The organism is Flammeovirga sp. AWQ4_249, from assembly GCF_056161045.1.
Window position 1 is genome coordinate 62,354 of the sequence record NZ_JBSWYJ010000018.1, and the last position, 18,855, is coordinate 81,208.

The window sequence follows — 18,855 nt, forward strand, 5'->3', positions numbered from 1 at the left end:
TCACCTTCCACACTGTACCAAAATAATTACATGCACTACAGTAGTATTACAATAAATTACATAATAAGTATAGATTTCATTTCGATATTTCTCCAATAGAATACTCATATATTCATTCTAATGGCTTTATAAACTGTTTTAGATAATTGAGTTTACTAAAAATCTTTTTTACAATTTGAAAAAGGGTGCTTCCAAATGATTTCGAAATTGGACATACCTTCTCTAAGATCAGAAAAATCACCAATTATTTCACCTTCACAATTTCTTATCCTCAAAACATAAGACGTTGCTGGATGACACCCGTCGGCATAAAACACTGTTATACCGTTATAATCTGCCATTACAAAATAGAGATCTGTATTATCCTTGGATTCTTCTATCATCTCTCTTAACCAATCTAATTCTTCAACAGGATTATCAACATTACATGCTACGGTAACTTCGTTTTCTTCACAAGAAGTTACAGATAAGGTGAGTAATACTACAAAAAATAGGATTGTTGTTTTTAATAGTTTCATGATTGATATATTTTTTAATCTAAGTTTGTTTTCCATTGGTATTATTACTGCTCTATTATTTTTACTAATTCTCCATTTTCTATCAACTCAATAGATGAAAAATTGACTTTATTTGTCAAGAATATAATATTTTTAGTGGAAAGTACTGTACAATCATCTTCCCCTTCTTCATTTTTATAAGTACTAGTATAATACACTTTAATAGTATCATCTATTAATTCTACTTCATCTAACCTCATAACGATATTACTATAATTACAACCGTAAAATAATTGAGTGATTGTAACAGCAATATTATTATTGAAGTCACTGTTTAGTAATAATTCTGATTCAGATAACTCACTAGTTGCAGAAAATAATTCGTTAAAAGTATCAAAGTTTTCAATCACATGAAACGTCATAGGAGCTTCAGGAACTAGATTATAATTGTATTCTTTGAACTCTAAATAATTAAAATCAAATGTAAATGGATTTTCTTTTATTTCACAACTTTGAAATGCTAATAAGCCAATCAATAAAGAAATAAATAAAAAATTAAGTTGCTTCATTTTGTAAAATGATTGAAGTAAATGGTTTAGTTATTAGTTTGATTTTAGAAACTTTTATGTCTCTATTTCATATCTTGAATGTAAATTATAAAATGTAATTCAATTGTAAAAATAAAAATTAATTTATTCAAACTTTATGAAAACAATCATTATCTCCGGAAGCTCACGAAATGATGGAGAAACAAAGAATTTAACAGACAAAATCATAGCATTGACTTCATTTGACATCATTGATCTCAATGATTATAACATCAGTTATTATGATTACAAACATGAAAATAGAAACGATGATTTTATTCCACTAATGGAAAAAATAATTAAGGAATATGAGTTTATTTTGTTTGTCACACCAGTCTATTGGTATGCAATGAGTGGAATTATGAAGGTGTTTTTTGATCGATTGACAGATGTAATCACTATTGAAAAAGAGTTAGGAAGACAACTAAGAGGTAAAGAAATGTCAGTCATAACTACTTCCTATGGCAATCATTTAGGAGAGCATTTTTGGCATCCTTTCCGAGAAACTGCTAACTATCTTGGTATTCGTTATAAAGAAGGTTTACATACTATATCTAGAGAAAATTTTGATGAAGAGCTACAACTTCATTTAGTACAATTATAAAAATACCCTTCTCCAAAGTGAATTGAAGAAGGGTAGATAATTATTTTTTAAGTATTCTTGAATAAGTCTCTTTGTACTTCACAATATAAACTCCTGTTGACCAAGTAGCTGTTTTAATTTCTACCTCATGTGGATTTAACATTTCAACATTGAATTGAATAGGTTGTCCCTGCGTTGTAAATACTTTGAGACCTGTTAAGTCGATTTCTTCAGAACTATACACCTTAATATGATCTTGGAATGGATTAGGATAGGTAATTAATTGAAGATCTTTACCCTCATCATTAAGTATTTCAATAATATCTGAATAACTGTATGATCCATCAAAATCAATTTGTTTCAGTCTATAATAATTCACTCCCGTAGTATAGGTTCGATCTACAAAATCATAATGAATAGTGAAGTCTGTATTTCCGTGACCATCTACTTCAGCTAAAACATTCCAATCTCTTTGATTATTTGACCTTTGAATCACAAACTTATCATTATTCAATTCCCATGCAGTAGACCACTTCAACAACACTTCCTCATTATTAATTTCACCAGAGAAATTGATTAATTCTACAGGAAGTGCAGGGCCTGCTGAGACATCTTCCCAATTCGCATAATAAATCACATCATCATTGAGTAAATCAAAAGCATTCAAAGTGTATTCCGTTCCTTCTCCATTGGTTTGCGAATACCAACCTTTGAAATCATGATCTGCTAAAATTGGATCAGAAATTACCGTTGAGTTAATAGCATAATTATCTAATATAGTAGTCCTGAGTGTATCTGCATTTAACCCATCACGATGATTAAATACGGCTATATATTCCAATAAACCTTCTGTTGGATTACTTAGATCTCTTAAATTTTGTATCTCAGTAGCTGTCAATGCACGGTCGTAAACGTAAAGTTCATCCATCAAACCATCAAAGAAATTTTTGATTGGCGTACCATCATTTTCCACAACATGTGCTCCTAATTTTAATTTCCTATCACTAAATGCAACGACATCATAGGTATTGTTCACAAAAGATCCACTTATTACCCCATTGACATAAATAGTCACATTTGTATTGTCTTTGTCATAAACAGCAGCTACATGTACCCATTCATTCAGATTCAGATCTGAACCAAGTTGATGATTAGATGAAAAGGCTGATGCTGTTGCAAAAGTTGGGGAAGAACCAGTTGATATTGTTGTTCTAAAACGATTATCAGAACCGATTTCTAAACGAATACCTTCACCACCAGAAGATGATATGGTATTGAATAAATACTGTTGCCCTGTTTTATGAGGTTGCACCCACATTGCAATTGTTAGTGCTGAAGCTCCTTCCATTCTGTAAAGTTCACTACTTGCTAAATCAAAATCTATATATCCTCCACTAAAATCTAGGGCTTGACTAGTGTATTTTTGATCTGCAGTATTCATTGCTACAGCACCATTGATTGTTCCTTCTGTTCCTTCAGCAGTACCCATATCATTGGCCACTGTACTCGTTGAATCAAAACTAAAGTAACCAATTAGGTTATCAGATAACCCATCAACATTTAATTGTACATATTCATCCGAAAGCATTGGTTCCCAATATGCATATAGAATTTCTTCCATTGCAGCCACTGCTTTGATTCTTGCGTTTGAGCTAATATCAGAAAAGTCAGTGATTCTAGTTCCTTCTCCATTGTCTTCTGTATACCAACCTGCAAAACGATAATTGTCCTCTCTTGTAGGTAAATCTGGCAATGTTATTTTATATTCATTTTCTAATGTTGCTACTCTTCCTCCATAAAGTTCTCCTTCATTATACAATTTTACGGTATAAAAATTAGCATCCGTTGAAAAACCAGACCATATTTCTTGATCACCAATTGTAGTAATTTTACTTTCTAAAAGTAATTCAATACGATTTTCATCCGTAAACCAACCTGTAAAATTTTCTCCTCCTTTTATATCATCAGCAATGGTTTTATCTAAATCAGTAATGTAAAACATCTCTGTTTCTTGGCCTGCATCTTTATTCAATGTCAGCGTATAAGGCACCAAAGTATAATAAGGATATAAAACCACATCATCCATAATCGTCACTAAAGCATCTGTACTGAATTCGTCACCTGTACCGTTTCTTCCTGTATACCAACCTTGGAAAGTATAAGCCTCTTTTGAAGGATCAACAATTCCAGTAGGATCCACTTCATAATTTGATAACTGCGTTGTTCTTAAAGTATCAAAAGTTTCTCCATCTCCATGATCAAAAACTGCGATAAATTCTCTTAATGGCTCAATTGGATTGTTTAAATCTTTAAGTGTTTGAATTTCTGTTTCTGAAAGTACACGATCAAAGAAATATAATTCATCTATCAAACCATCATAAGTTCCTTGTACTGTAGGTGTCGGCGTTTGAAATACATCTGCACCAATATTTAATTTACGAGTATTAAAAGTGACAAGATTATAGTTGAATGTTGAGTAGCTTCCACTCAAGGTACCATTAATATACATGTACGTAGTTGCATCTGCACTATTGTACACTACAGCGACATGAATCCACTCATTGACATTAATTTCATCTCCAAATTGATGTAATGTAGATTGTGTATTACCATTTTTGAAATCAGGTCCAGATGGATCATAAGTATTGATAATTGTCTTGATAAATCCATCTTTTATTTCCAAACTATAAGAATCATTTCCATCATCATCCGTTGTAGCGAAAATATATGAATTTGCTGAAGAATGAGGTTTGATCCAACATGCGAAAGAAATTGCTGACGCGCCTTCCATTCTAAATTCTTCACTATTATCTAAATCAAAACCAACATAGGCATTGTCTAACTCTAATGCACTTGTCGAATATTGGAAATCTGCAGTATTAAGTGTTGCCCCTGCACCAACAAAATCTCCCGTATTTCCTGCTGCTGTTCCTTTATCTACCACTACATCTCCATCAGCATTGGTATCAAAACTAAAATAACCTACCAAATTGTCTGATAAAGCATCAATATCTAACACTATTTCGTCAGAAGCTTCCATAGCTGTAAAATGAGAATACAAAGTGACATCTGCAGTAATTACAGTATAAGCATCTACTTTATCACCCGTTCCATTTGCTCCCGTATACCAACCTGCAAAACGTGTGTTATCATCTCTAGTAGAAAGATTTGGTAATGAAGCTTTGAATTCATTTTCTGCTTTAGCAATTCTTTCTCCATTTAGTGTTCCATTATCCATAAGTGTAACTGTATAGAATGTAGGATCTGTAGAGAAATCTGCCCATAATTCAATGTCTCCAATTTCAGTAATTTCACTATTAACTAAGACTTCGTCAAAGAATTCATCTTTAAACCAACCTGTGAAATTAGCACCACCTTTTGTATCCTCTGAAACTTGTCTTGGTAGATCTGAAATCACAAAAGTTTCAGTTTCTTCTCCACTATCTTTATTTAATGTAATGGTATAGACATATGGGGTCCAATAAGCGTATAACACGACATCTTCAGTAAGGGTAGCTGTTGAATTATGATCAAATTGTACACCTGTACCATTTCTTCCTGTATACCATCCTGAAAATACATAAGCTTCTCTTGAAGGATCAGAAATTGATGTTGGATCTACTTCGTAATTATCTAATACTGTAGTTTTTAATGTGTCTGCTTCCTCCCCATTACTTGGATCAAAAACAGCAATAAATTCTGTTAACGCTTCTGTTGGATTTCCTAAATCCTTTAATGTATTTATTTCATCGATACTTAATGCTCTATCAAAAAAGTATAATTCATCCACCAGACCATCGTATTGTTTTTGAACCGCATCAGGTGTTCTACTTGCAGCATAATTGGCTCCAATGCTTAACTTTTTATCATTGAATGTCACCAATTTATAATCTGTATTAACATATTCACCACTGAATTCACCATTAACATAAATGATCGTTTTCCCTAAAGCACTGTTATATACATAAGCAACATGAATCCATTCATTAAGATTTACTTCGTTCCCTAATTCATGTGCTAAAGATTGAGCATTACCATTTGAATATTCAGGCAAAGCACCATTTTCATAAGTAGAGATAAAGGCTTTAAAACGATTGTTTGTTCCTATTTCTAAGCGGTAAGAATCTCCACCAAAATCCGATGTTAAGGCTAAAATATGTTGCTCGCCTAGTTGATGTGGCTTCACCCAAACGGCCAATGACATTGCCGAAGCACCTTCCATTCTGATATCAGCACTGTTGTCCATATCAAAGCTCACATATGCATTATCAATTTCTAAAGCACTTGTAGTATGTACTTGATCTGAAGAGGTCAATTTAGCTCCTGCTCCACTAAAAGTACCAACTACTCCTGTTGCCACTCCATCTGTACTTACTACATCTCCATCGCCATGAGCATCAAAACTAAAGTAAGCAATTAAGTTGTCAGATAAGCCATCGATATCTAATGTATTTTCATCAGTATTCACCATTTCTGACCAGTCTGCATACAATGTTACATCAGCTGAGATAGTAGAGTATGACGTCACTTCTTCTCCTCCACCATTTTGTGCAGTGTACCATCCGGCAAATCGATAATTATCTTCACGGTTGGGAACTACCGGAAGTGGAACGGTGTAATTTGTTTCTTCTGTTGCGATCCTTTTTCCAAAAACCTCTCCTTCACTTTCAAGAGTAACGGTATAATAGGTTGGATTAGATGTAAATACAGACCAAAGTGTAATATCACCTACTGCTGTGATTTGATTGTCAATTAATACTTCTTCTTGATGATTATCTGAAAACCATCCTACAAATGTACTTCCTCCTTTTGTATCAACGGCTATTGTTTTTGGTAAATCTGTAATCTGAAAAGACTCCATTTCCGACCCAGCCTCTTTATTTAAGGTAACTGTATAGGTATCTGCAATCCAATTTGCGTAATATGTCATATCACCTAACACCTGAACTTCTGAACTCGTCAACTTACTACCACCACCATTCACTGCAGTATACCATCCATCCAACGTATAACCTTCTCTTTCAACTGTTGGAATCGTAATCATGTAATCATTATAATTAATAGCCGTTTCAGTATGCATCAATCCATCATAATCAAGGTCAAAAGTAGCAGAATATGTCGGAGCATCTTCAAGAGGTTCAGCAATATCTTTTAAAGTATTAATCTCAGTGACATCAAGTGCTCTATCAAAGAAATATAATTCATCTACAATACCATCAAATTGTCGCTGCACGTTTGGTGAAATACCCGTTGCGAAATCGGCTCCAATATTTAAAAGGCGAGTTGTAAATGTAACTAAGTTATAATCAGTATTTGTGTATTCTCCACTTTGCACACCATTGATAAAAATTCTAGCCTTACCATCTTCTGTACTATAAACGGCTGCCACATGAATCCACTCATTTAAGTTGACATCCTCTCCTAGTTTATGATTTAAAGATTGTGCATTACCATTAGAATATTCCATTGCACCTTCAGTATTTCTTGTTTCAATATGTGTTTTGAAAAGATTTTCTGATGTAATCTCCACTCTATAAGAATCATTACCATTACTTTGCGTAGCAGCTACAATATACTGTTCACCGAGTTGATGAGGTTGTACCCACATGGCAATTGTAATCGCACTTGCTCCTTCCATTCGAAAAGGTTGACTATTATTCAAATCAAAAGTAGCATACGCATCACCCATAGAAGGATCAATTTCTAACGCACTTCCAGAATATTTGGTTACAGAATTTGTAAAAGTAGCATCTCCTACTAGCGTCCCTGTATTTCCAGCACCTGTTCCATAATCACATTGAATACCACTTCCAGGATCGTCAAAACTGAAGTAGCCGACCAAATTATCAGAAAGACCTTTGGCATCAATATTTTTCATTTGCGCTTGAGTAGCAATACTTGAAATTAAAAGTATACTCAAGAGAAAAATTCCTTTAAAAGTATTCGTTCTTTTCATACAAATCTGTTTATAGCATTCAGTATTCTGTAAAGTCTAAAAAATCTGAATTAGCAATGTGTAGAATGTGTGCATTGTTTTTTTGTAGGATCAATTCTAGCTGGATAACTATTGTTTTTACCCAACTAAAATCACGATGGAAGTAACTCTAAACGATGCGTTGTTATTCTGATTAAACTTTCATTTCATAAGGCATTTTTAAACACTTCTGATTATGAAATCAAAAGAATCTACCTATAAACAAATGTGCTTTAGAAAAGAGGAAATAATTAGTACTAATAAGGGGAAGTTCTATATTATTATGGCTTAATAAGTGTAAAAATGAACATTTTAAACATTTGTGCTATTTAAAATAACATATGTGCTGATGCTATCTAGTCCAAATATTTGCTTTATCTTGGTATAAAAAATATATTGTTCATTGAAAAAATACTAATAAGCAACTTCTATTCATGTCTGACAAATTCGAAAATATTGAAATAATAAAATATGCACTTTTAATCCTCACAGGCATTTTTTTATTCTCTGTAGCCAATATGGTTTATCAAAACTATAATTTAATTCCTTCGAATTCTTTATTCACTTTTGATGAAATTGAAAAAGATTTTCCATTAAAAAATTTGACGACTGATAAGAATGATTCTATTGATATTTTCCCTAAAATGAGTTCTTTTGAATTCTATGCTCAAGAGCAATATATGTTTATCAATACAATTTTCAGTCTGACGGAAGTAATGGTAAATAGAGGTCAGAAAATTAATCGTTTACGAAAAAAAAATGATCACAAACCTCCTTTTAATTATAAAAGAACTGAAGGACAAAAAGTTCTATTATTATTTATGAATGTTGATAATACTATTAGAGCACTAGGATTTGATCATTTATACAATAGAGGTTTTAATTCAATTGAGGAAACTCAATATTTTCGTATTCTTCAAAAAATTGAAGGAGACGTTTTAATGTCAACTTTTAATGATGCAAAAAAGGCAATGAATTTTGAAGATCAAGCCTATAAAGATATTGCTTTGAATGAACTTAGAATTGAATATTTAAAGGCTTCTTCATCTGTCTTCAAAAAGCTTGAAGCCTATATTAAGAGCAATCCCGATGATTTTTGTACTGATCATGAGAAACAATCCATTCCAGCTCTTTACAATGGTGATATCATAGAATATTATTCTAATGGTAACATGAAAAATAAGGTACAACTGATCAATGGAATATTGAATGGCGAATTAAATACCTATTACCCTAACGGTAATATTAAAAGTTCTGTCAGTTATAAAGAAGGTAAGAAAATTGATTTTATAAAATACTATACAGAAGAAGGTGACGAAATAGAACAAAAGATAAAGGGATAATCTCTGTCTTCCCTACTTTCTCCATAGTAAAGCGTGCACTTTCATTCCCTTTACTTGCCATTTTTCTATGGAGTAATCTTTTGCTGTAAACATAGAATCATTGAGCATCTTAAAATCACCCTCAAGTAAATAATTTACTTTTGAATTGGGGTAATTCGCAAAGATATTATAATGCGCGTCTGCGTATAAATGTATATTAATGTTCTTAGCCATTAGAGAATCTATCTTGCTCCCTACTCTTACATTGTATTTATCTATAACTCTCTTACTTTCAATATATAAATGATCAAAAATAAGGGAATCAGCTCCTGACATATTAAAATTAGCAATAGGTTCTTTATCATATATCAATGTAAAATATTTGAAAGCAGGACCATCTTGGACACCGTTGTTCACTTCAACCAAACATTCTGGAAATTGATCATTGACCCTTTTACGGAGGTTTATTCCATTGAGATGTGAAAGTGTGATTGTTCCAAAATGCGTATTATTAATGCTTATATTTTCAAGATCAATTTGCTCTTTCGGTAATGGTATAGTTGCTTCTTTTGAAGTCTCCATTTTGTCTTTTGGTTTTGAACACGCTCCAATCAAAATTAAGGAGATTAATATTGAATGTTTAAAAATCATAAGTAAGTAGTCTAGTCAATTAAAAAGAAAATACACAAACAACCCATTTAGATTATTTGTGTATTCAATATTTTAGTAATCAGCTTCCATTCCGTGCCCTCTGCTGCCCCAATATTGAAGCCATTTTGCAGCAGAAAAAATAATGTGGGCTTTATAAGCTGGAGAATTTTCATTTCCTTCTGGAGGTCGTCTTTGTTCCTTGACCTCCATACAATCATGCTTACTTGCATAATTTTCAGCCACAGACATTAGTTCGCTAGAATACGCCAATGTTTCTTCTGCTAATTTCGTCTCATATGCTCTCTCTAATAAGTTATCTCCAATAACATCTTGCACTGTATTTAAAAATTTACCTCTAAAAATATGTGCTTCATCATGTAAGGCAATGTAAACAGGGATACCATCACATTCTGGAACTAAGTCCACTACATAATACCCTTTCATTTCATTGATAAATTCTTCAATCGTAAGATTTTTATTCGTGCGATTTTCATATTTTTCTTCCGCCCATGCAGTAGCTTTATCATCTATTCCTACTTGAGGTGCTTCTAAAGTTTCGTAAGCACTTGATGACATAGATAAGAATTGATCCAGAATTTCATCTTTCGATAATAGTTTCTTTCCTCTTAGTTTATCGAAGAAACCCAATTTTTGTTCTTGTTTACCGCTTAAGATCTTGAAAAGTTTACGGTATTCTTCTTCTTGACCTTTGTGAGGTTTATTCATAGGTCTCCAGTCCAGTCCCATAATAGTTGAATTTAAGAGTTTGTTGAAATTTAAAGTACGTGTTCGCTTTTGTCTTGTTAAATTAAAAAAAGTAATTGAAAAATGAAATGAAGTAATGATTAATAGCATTTCCCAAAAATCATTTTAATTACATAACTCACTAGTATAGAATAAGAAACAGAGGTCAAAATACAAAAAGTTAACCTATCAATAGTTTCAGTTATCTTATTTTTAAATAAACGAAAAGTTAGGTAAGTCAATAGTATAATTGTGAATAACCAAATAAAAACAATTAGAATGACGAAGTTAGTTATTGCTGTAGTCCCGTGCATAATAGTTATAAAAAATACGTTTTGATGCATTATTCTCTAAATAATCAAAACGTATTTTATCAATCAAATATATATTTTCTTTTTAATTAAAAACTATGAAAGATCATTGCCAATGATGATTTTTTGCGTCTTTAAGTGCTTTGATTTTACTTCAATTTCTACTTCTTTATTTTCTCCATTCGATTGGATAATCATTAAAAGTTTACCATTAAATGCTTTTCTTTTAAAATCATATTTTGAAGAACTCATATCCAATATATCACCATTTTCGATGCCAATGACATTGGCTCCACCTTTTACAGATAATTCAAGTTCATCTGCTGCATTTGGAACAAGGTTTCCATTTTTATCTGTCACATTAATTTCACAATGAATAAGATCTATTTCATCATTTTTGATAGATTTCTTATCTGTAACAATTGAAACAGTAAAAGCTTCTTCAGCTGTAGTTACTTTTTTAGTAGCCATTTCTTTTCCATTAGCATACGCTTTTACTTCTAACGATCCTTTTTGATAAGGGACTTGCCAAACAAGTTGACGAGCATTTGTCATTTCCTTTTTACCTAAAGATTTACCATTCAAAAATAATTCTGCTTCTTCACAATTGGTATATACCACAACTGGAATTTCCACACCTTCTTTTCCTGTATGTGTCCAATGCGGTAAAAGATGTACCATTGGCTTTTCACTCCATAAACTTTGGTATAAATAATAATGATCTTTTGGAAAACCTGCTAAATCTACGATCCCAAAGTTAGCTGTTCTTGCGGGCCAATTGAAAGACTCACCGATGTAATCGAAGCCCGTCCAACGAAAATTCCCCACATAATATGAATATTCTTCTACTCTATTCCAATCATCTCTAACACCAACCCTAACGATAGAATTGTCATAAGAAGATTGATATTTTGGAGAGATATCTGTAAAAACTTCTTCTTCTGATAAGTCTTTTATTTTATACACCTTGGCCTCCATTTTTTTGAATTGCTCAGGCTTTTCCCAAGGGGCAGGATTGTCTTTTGTACGGTACCAAGTTTGGGTTCTGTAAATACCACGTGTTTGTAAAGTATGTGTTATTTCAGTTCCAATGATTAATTTCTCAGGATGCTCTTTATGATATTTTTCCAATACATTTCTAAACTCACCATGTCCATTAAAACCAGCAATATCAATGTGTGTACCTTTATAGCCTCTACCTTGTGTTACAGGCCTTGAATTATCCCATTTTTTTAATTCTGCGACTAATTTCTCCTGTTGTTCATTGTTGTAGCCTTTTACCTCATTACCTACACTCCAAATTACAATCGAAGGGTGATTACGGTCTCTTTTAATAAAAGTCTCAATATCCTTTTGCCAATATTGATCGAAATACAAACCATAATCATATTTCGCCTTAGCAGTCCACCAACCATCAAAAGCTTCATCCATAACCATAAAACCCATAGAGTCACACATGGCATAAAACTCAGGGGCAAAAGGATGATGTGCCGTACGCAAAGCATTGCACCCCATTTCTTTCAACATCTTCAGGCGACGGTATAAAACCTGCTCAGGAACTGCAATGCCAACAGGACCAGCATCTTGATGATTACTTAATCCTTTGATTAAAATGGGCTCATCATTTAAAAAGACCCCTTCATTGGGTTTCCAATCTAATTTTCGGATACCAAAAGTAGTGGAAGTTTGATCAATTACTTTCTTATTTGATGAAACAATCGTTTCCAACCGGTACAAAGAAGGCGAATTTGGAGACCAAAGATTCGGTTGTTCAATAATAAAATCAGCTGACAATTTTTCTTGGTTTGAAACTTTTAGAGATAGCTGTTTTTCTTTCACCAATTTATTTTCTTGGTCATATACTTTAAAGTCGACCGTAACTTTTTGTGTCTTTTTTAATGTATTAGATACCGCTCCTACTATATGAACAGATGCTTCTGAAGCACTGACTTTTGGTGTTGTTATAAACGTTTCGTGACGGTCAATGTGGAGTTTATTTTTTGTATTTAACCACACATTTCTATAAATACCAGATCCTGTATACCACCTTCCACTAGGTAATTTTGAATGATCAACTTTTACAGCTATTGTATTCTTTCCCTCTTTGAGATAAGGTGTCAGATCATATTCAAAACCTAAGTATCCATTTACATGTAAACCTAAGTATTCTCCATTAATCCAAACTTCACTATTCATATAAACTCCATCAAATTGGATGGAATATAAAGTTGAATTATTTAAAGATTCTATTTGTAATTCTTTTCTATACCAACCTATTCCTCCAGGTAGAAAAGCACCTGAAGTTCCAGAAGGATTACTTTCTTTAAATTCACCTTCAATACTCCAATCATGCGGCAAATTAAGCGTTCGCCAATTCGCATCATCAAACGATTTTGCTGAAGCATTTCCAGGGTTTGTCAAGGTAAATTTCCAATCTAAATTAATAGATTTCTTTTCTCTAATTCCTTTCGCTTTACTTATTTGAATACAAAGAAATAAGAGGAGTACATTTACTAATATTCTTTTCATTTCTTTTTGATAATTATGTTGTTTGTCCGGGTATACCTAATAGTCACACATCATATGTAGAAGAGATTATTCTAAAGTATTTGTTCCCTTTAATGTAAAAGTAGAATGATTCACTCTTTTATTAGTACACAGATACACTTTTAAGTTAAAAGTCTATTATTTATCATTTATGTACACATTTATGTCAATTCTATACTAAAAAGGTAATCTTTTCACGATATGGAAAATAAAATCTGATGACCCAAAGTACTGTAATGAAAGAAATCAGTGATCATCAAACATCATTGAAATTAAAATATTTTACAATTGAAGAATAATAATAGTTATCGGTAGGATATTGATCATCTCTTTATTAAGAATTGAACAGTTTTGGATTATAAATTTTACAGATTAAAAGTCTTAGATGAAATGAAGCTATTAAAGTTATCAAGTCTACTACTCCTTGCCTTAAGTGTTTGGAGTTGTCAAAAGCAAACAGCACAAACAAATGAAACGGCTAAAGTTTCAAAACCTAATATCATATTTGTCTATTTAGATGACCTTGGATATGGTGATTTTGGAGCAAATGGTGCGCAAGGATTAGCAACGCCAAATATTGATTTCCTAGCGAATAATGGGGTTAACTTTTCAAATGGGTATGCATCTTCAGCAACTTGTACTCCTTCAAGATATGCTGCATTAACGGGTATGTATCCTTGGAGAAATAATTTAAAGATTTTACCTGGTACAGCTCCACTTATTATTGACACAAAACAAGCAACAGTTCCAAAGATGCTTCGTTCTGCTGGCTATAATACAGCGATTATTGGTAAATGGCATTTAGGATTAGGTGCTGCCGATAAAAATTGGAATGAGCACATCTCACCGGGGCCAAATGAAGTTGGTTTTGATCACTCTTATATTTTAGCTGCTACGCAAGATAGAGTCCCAACGGTATATATTGAAAATGGTGATGTGGTGAATTTAGATAAAAATGATCCAATTGAAATCAACTACAAGAAGAAATTCAAAGATGTACCGAATGCAAAAGATAACCCTGAATTAGTAGAAATGAAATGGCATCATGGTCACAATCAAGCCGTGATTAATGGTGTACCTAGAATTGGCTACATGAAAGGTGGTGCTTCAGCAATTTGGAGTGATATTGATATGGCTGATCACTTCTTGACAAAAGTAAAATCATACATTGCTGAAAAAGCAAAAGAAGATAAACCTTTCTTCTTAACGTATACAATGCAACAACCGCACGTTCCTAGAACACCACATCCACGTTTTGTTGGTAAATCAGGAATGGGGCCTAGAGGTGACGTTATCGTAGAAGCCGATTGGTGTATAGGTGAATTAATGAAATCTATCAGAGAAGAAGGCATCGAAGACAATACATTGATCATTTTCTCTTCTGATAATGGACCTGTACTAAATGATGGTTATTATGATCAAGCAGTTGAGTTGTTAGGAGATCATCATCCAAGCGGTGGTCTTAGAGGTGGTAAATATTCTTTATATGACGCAGGTGCTCACGTACCATTTATTACTTACTGGAAAGGAAAAATCCAGAGTGGAAAATCAAATGCTTTAGTAAGTCAAATTGATTTATTTAATTCTCTTGCTGCATTAGTAGGTTCAGAAGAAAGAACTGCAGATTCTGAAGATGTGTTGTCTGCATTGTTAGGAGAAAGTGAAACAGGCAGAGAGTCAATCATCTTGGAAGCAACAACTAGAACTTTATACCGTAAGGGTGACTATGTTTTAATTCCTGCTTACAAAGGAGCCGTTTTGAATAAAAAAGTAAATATTGAGTTAGGGAACAGCAAAAAAGTTCAATTATATAATTTGAAAGAAGATCCTAGTCAACAGAATGATCTAGCAGAATCAAATCCTGAATTGGTCAAACAACTAATGGAAGAGTTTGTTGCGAAGAGAGGAAGTTACAATAAAACACAAGAATTAATTCTAAAGTAAATCGTTTTTTGAAATTCGATTTATAAGGCCTGTCTTAATCTTAAGATGGGCCTTTTTCATTTAACATAAAACCTTTTATTTATAACACAAATTATACTTCTTAAAAATTATATTCTATTAATTTCATCTAAGTTCAAAAGTTTAATGAAATTAAATTATCAGAAATACCCACTACACAACTTTTGTAGACATTGAAATGATTTTATTATGAAATATACTTTTATTTTTTCAAGCTTAATCCTATTAATCAGTGCTTCCTTCAGTAGTGCTCAAGATTCAAAGCCCTATTTTGAAAAGAAAATGGTTTTAGCTTTAAACACGCCGTTGATGAACTTCAGTAAGAATATTGCCTTTTTGAAAGGAATGCGTTACGAAGATTACCTAGAAGGCGTTCAACATGTTGGAAAATACAGAACGTATTCACCAATTGTTGCAAATATGACCAATCCTATGGAGCTTGATGACGCACTTGCCTATGAAATTTTAATGGCTAAAAAGATGGGTATCGATGGCTTTAAGTTTCCTATTTTTATTAATGCCAACTTAGAATATGTCAATAAACTAGTTAGCGTAATCTCAGAGTATATAAAAGTAGCAGAAGACAGAGATTTGGATTTTAAATTTGCATTGTTAATTGATTTCAAAAGACAAAATGGCAAACTAACGCAAGACGAGTTATTTGATCGAACTGTCAAGAACTTAAACTTATTATTAAAGGAAACTACATACTCTCCTAAATGGGTTAGAAATTCATCTGATCAAATCGTTTTATTTACAAAAAGTACCTGTTATGTTACCGATAAAATATTTACTGAAAAAGGAATCAAGGGAGCAAGTTCTGTGATTTCTCAAAAAGGTATTTTACAAGATATCAAAGCAACTTTTGAAAAAATAAAAGTAGAAGTAGGCACTAATTTTTCTGTTGTTTATGAGTCTAGATATCCGAATAACAGACAATACAATAATATACTTCTTAATCATTTCCCTGTCATTACACAGACCCAATATTCTGCTGTGAGAATGGAAGAATCTTCTGCCTTAAGAGAAGTCTGTAAAAAGAGGAAACGCCCGATATTCCAAGTAGTGACACCTGAATATGTAAATACACAATTGTATTTGAAATCTAATAATAAGAAACTAAGCCATAAAGCACAGATTACTAAAACTACAAAATTAGAAGAGACTTATTGTAAGGTACACAATACCAAATTAACCTCTACATTTAGGAAAGGTCTTGAAATGGCCATTCAAAATGATGTGGATTTAATTGATGTACAATCTTGGAACAATTACGGGGAAGGTTCACACATGTCTCCTGAACTTCATCACGGCTATTCATTTGGATTACTTTTGGAGCTCTATAAGAATAAATGGATGACAGGTGATTTTTCAATCCACAAAGAGATGGTCATGACTTCCTACAAAGCTTATACGTCTCAGTATTTGAATACTACAAATATCACGATCAAAAGAAAAAACAAGTATTATGAAGAAGATGCAGAAGATCAAATTGAGATTATTGCCATCATGAATGAACCTAGTTCAATTTATTGCAACGGTAATTATATTGGTGAAGCACATAAAGGAATTTCAGTTTTCTACGCCCCTTCTGAATTAGGAAATGTGCATGTGGTAGCTGAAAGAAAAGGAAAGAAATTCATTAATTACAAAACTGAAAAAACAATTATTGATAATCCAGAGAAAGTAGATTGGTTGACCTATTCATTTACCAACATAGATGATGAGTTAGAAACATTCTCTATTAATATTACAAATCAATTTATGATGCAACAAATGTATAAACGATTTATAATTTCTGGAGAAAAACAAGGTATTTGGAAACGAGCTCTAATTGAAAAATATACTTTATTAAAAGAAAATTTTTATCAAAATGGCAATCAATCCAGTAAATACAAAGATTTAAAAGAGGATATCAATAAAGACTACCGTAGTCGAATAAAAAGGATTTTAGAAAGTTTTGAATATGATGTATGGGTCGATATGGAGGAAAAAGCGGAGCAAAATCAAGGTGTTATTGATTTTAATAAACCAATAGTTGATGTAATGGATGGTTATAATGTATTACAAATTGAGAAATAAACCGCCCTCTTCTTACAACAAATACTTGGTAAAGATCATATAAAAAAGCCGATCAATCTCATAAAAATCTGAGGTTGATCGGCTTTTTTTAATTTGTAGTCAATTACTTTTGAGTACTTTCTACTTTCTTGTTGTATTCCTGAACATACTTATGAAAACCGATTTCTTTACCGTTTTTCATCTTTTCATATTCGCCAGGATAATTGTCTTTTACAAATTGTAAAACAGCGACTGATTTGGGTACAACTTGCTCGAAATAGTTATCTGAAGGTGTTGTTGTCAACTTATATTCTTCATATTTCTCACGCATTCTTTCTAATACCTTTTTGTACTTTTTGTTCGTAGCAAGGTTATTTTCTTCAAATGGATCATTTTCTAAATCATACAACTCTTCTACAGGTTTTGTATTAAAGAATGAAGCTTGGAACTCGTTTAATTTCCCTTCCTCATTTAAACCTCTCATCACATGTACTGCAGGTCTGTAAAACTCTAAATATGCTTGTTTAGCATCATATGGAATATTTGGATAATCATTTTTGATGTAACGGAATTTCTCATCAGAAACTGCAAATGAAGATTCCATAATTTCATCCCAAAGGCCTCTGTAAGAGAACACTTCCTTACGGTCAAAATCCTTATCAACAAATGATCTACCTGTCATATATTCTGGACGATCTACACCACCTAAGTCAAGAATAGTAGCTGTGATATCAGTGCTACTGATTATCGCTTGTGAATTGGTTGGTTTTTCAAAACCATCTGCCCATTTCACAATCAATGGAATTCTTAAAGCAGGATCGAACAAATATCCTTTTCCACGTACATTACATCTACCGTTATCACCAATGATGATGATGACAGTATTTTCGTACATGCCTTTTTCTTTCAATTCCTTCACGATCATTCCAACTTCATCATCTGCATATTCCATCATATCAAGGTATTTCGCCCAATCCTCACGAATTGCTGGATGTTCTGCATAGTAATCTGGAAGTTCTACATCTTTAGGATCAACTTTGTGCTTTGAAGCAGCACTTACTCTATCCCACCAATCTCCTCTATGCGTCACATTCAAAGTAATTTGTTGTACGAATGGCTGATCTTCAGGATTAGCAACCAATTGCTTTTCGAAAACTCCTTTATCTTTTTCCCAATCACCAATTGGTTTATAGTTAAAGTTAAAATCTGTCTTCTTTCCTTTTTGCTTTACTCCATGGTGACCAAGAATAGTAGTATACCCAGCCTCTTTCATCCAATACGTAAAGGGCTTGTATGGATCCGCTAGATCAATATTTCTATTCGATCTGTGATGCATTGTATTGGTCTTACGTTGATGCGTACCAATGATCATCGCACTTCTATTCGTTGAACAAATAGAAGCAGTACCAAAACAATTATAATATTGTGTTCCTTCTTCCGCTAAGGCATTCATATTTGGTGTTTTCACTCCTTTCATACCATAGCTTTCTGTATCCAAACTCACGTCTTCCAACATGATCCAGATGATATTAGGTTGTTCTTTCTGTGCCCATGAAAATTGACATACTAAAGAAAGAAAACCTGCTAAAATTAATTTTGAATAGTTCATTTTTATT

Annotated in this window: 11 protein-coding genes; 4 read left to right on the forward strand and 7 right to left on the reverse strand. The window is 32.7% G+C overall.

Translation table 11 applies throughout. The annotated features are described in order from the left end of the window. Positions 1-155: 155 nt before the first annotated feature. Positions 156-518: a hypothetical protein gene (locus ACXAHM_RS14420; protein ID WP_474961155.1), complete on the reverse strand. Its 363-nt coding sequence runs from the start codon at positions 516-518 to the stop codon at positions 156-158. 44 nt (positions 519-562) lie between these two features. After that, positions 563-1,066, reverse strand: coding sequence for a hypothetical protein (locus ACXAHM_RS14425; RefSeq protein ID WP_474961156.1), 504 nt, complete (start codon positions 1,064-1,066; stop codon positions 563-565). Between the two features lie 136 nt (positions 1,067-1,202). Here ACXAHM_RS14425 and ACXAHM_RS14430 point away from each other — a divergent pair, with 136 nt between their 5' ends. Next, positions 1,203-1,688 (forward strand): flavodoxin family protein, encoded by a 486-nt coding sequence (locus tag ACXAHM_RS14430; RefSeq protein ID WP_474961157.1) that lies wholly within the window; start codon positions 1,203-1,205, stop codon positions 1,686-1,688. A gap of 40 nt (positions 1,689-1,728) precedes the next feature. Here the strand turns inward: ACXAHM_RS14430 and ACXAHM_RS14435 are convergent, their stop codons facing one another. Continuing rightward, a complete protein-coding gene (locus tag ACXAHM_RS14435; RefSeq protein ID WP_474961158.1) occupies positions 1,729-7,623 on the reverse strand; it encodes a LamG-like jellyroll fold domain-containing protein in 5,895 nt (1,964 codons plus the stop codon). Positions 7,624-8,075: 452 nt separating this feature from the next. On the opposite strand from ACXAHM_RS14435, the gene ACXAHM_RS14440 reads away from it, so the two are divergent. Next, a complete protein-coding gene (locus tag ACXAHM_RS14440; protein WP_474961159.1) occupies positions 8,076-8,984 on the forward strand; it encodes a toxin-antitoxin system YwqK family antitoxin in 909 nt (302 codons plus the stop codon). Positions 8,985-8,996: 12 nt separating this feature from the next. Here the strand turns inward: ACXAHM_RS14440 and ACXAHM_RS14445 are convergent, their stop codons facing one another. The 3 genes from ACXAHM_RS14445 to ACXAHM_RS14455 form a co-directional block, all read right to left on the reverse strand. Continuing rightward, entirely contained in the window at positions 8,997-9,545 is a 549-nt protein-coding gene (locus tag ACXAHM_RS14445) for a hypothetical protein (RefSeq protein WP_474961160.1), read from the reverse strand. Positions 9,546-9,686: 141 nt separating this feature from the next. Then, positions 9,687-10,361 (reverse strand): hypothetical protein, encoded by a 675-nt coding sequence (locus ACXAHM_RS14450; protein ID WP_474961161.1) that lies wholly within the window; start codon positions 10,359-10,361, stop codon positions 9,687-9,689. Positions 10,362-10,765: 404 nt separating this feature from the next. Beyond that, the gene (locus ACXAHM_RS14455) at positions 10,766-13,198 is read right to left on the reverse strand and encodes a glycoside hydrolase family 2 TIM barrel-domain containing protein (protein WP_474961162.1); all 2,433 of its coding nucleotides are present in this window, start codon (positions 13,196-13,198) and stop codon (positions 10,766-10,768) included. Between the two features lie 408 nt (positions 13,199-13,606). Here ACXAHM_RS14455 and ACXAHM_RS14460 point away from each other — a divergent pair, with 408 nt between their 5' ends. Together ACXAHM_RS14460 and ACXAHM_RS14465 are read left to right on the forward strand one after the other, a co-directional pair. Continuing rightward, the gene (locus ACXAHM_RS14460; protein ID WP_474961163.1) at positions 13,607-15,160 is read left to right on the forward strand and encodes a sulfatase family protein; all 1,554 of its coding nucleotides are present in this window, start codon (positions 13,607-13,609) and stop codon (positions 15,158-15,160) included. Positions 15,161-15,367: 207 nt separating this feature from the next. Further along, on the forward strand, positions 15,368-17,260 hold the full coding sequence (locus ACXAHM_RS14465) for a hypothetical protein (RefSeq protein ID WP_474961164.1): 1,893 nt from the start codon (positions 15,368-15,370) through the stop codon (positions 17,258-17,260). A gap of 103 nt (positions 17,261-17,363) precedes the next feature. Here ACXAHM_RS14465 and ACXAHM_RS14470 read toward each other — a convergent pair whose 3' ends face one another. Next, complete coding sequence (locus ACXAHM_RS14470; protein WP_474961165.1) at positions 17,364-18,848, reverse strand: sulfatase-like hydrolase/transferase; 1,485 nt, start codon at positions 18,846-18,848, stop codon at positions 17,364-17,366. Positions 18,849-18,855 lie beyond the last annotated feature (7 nt).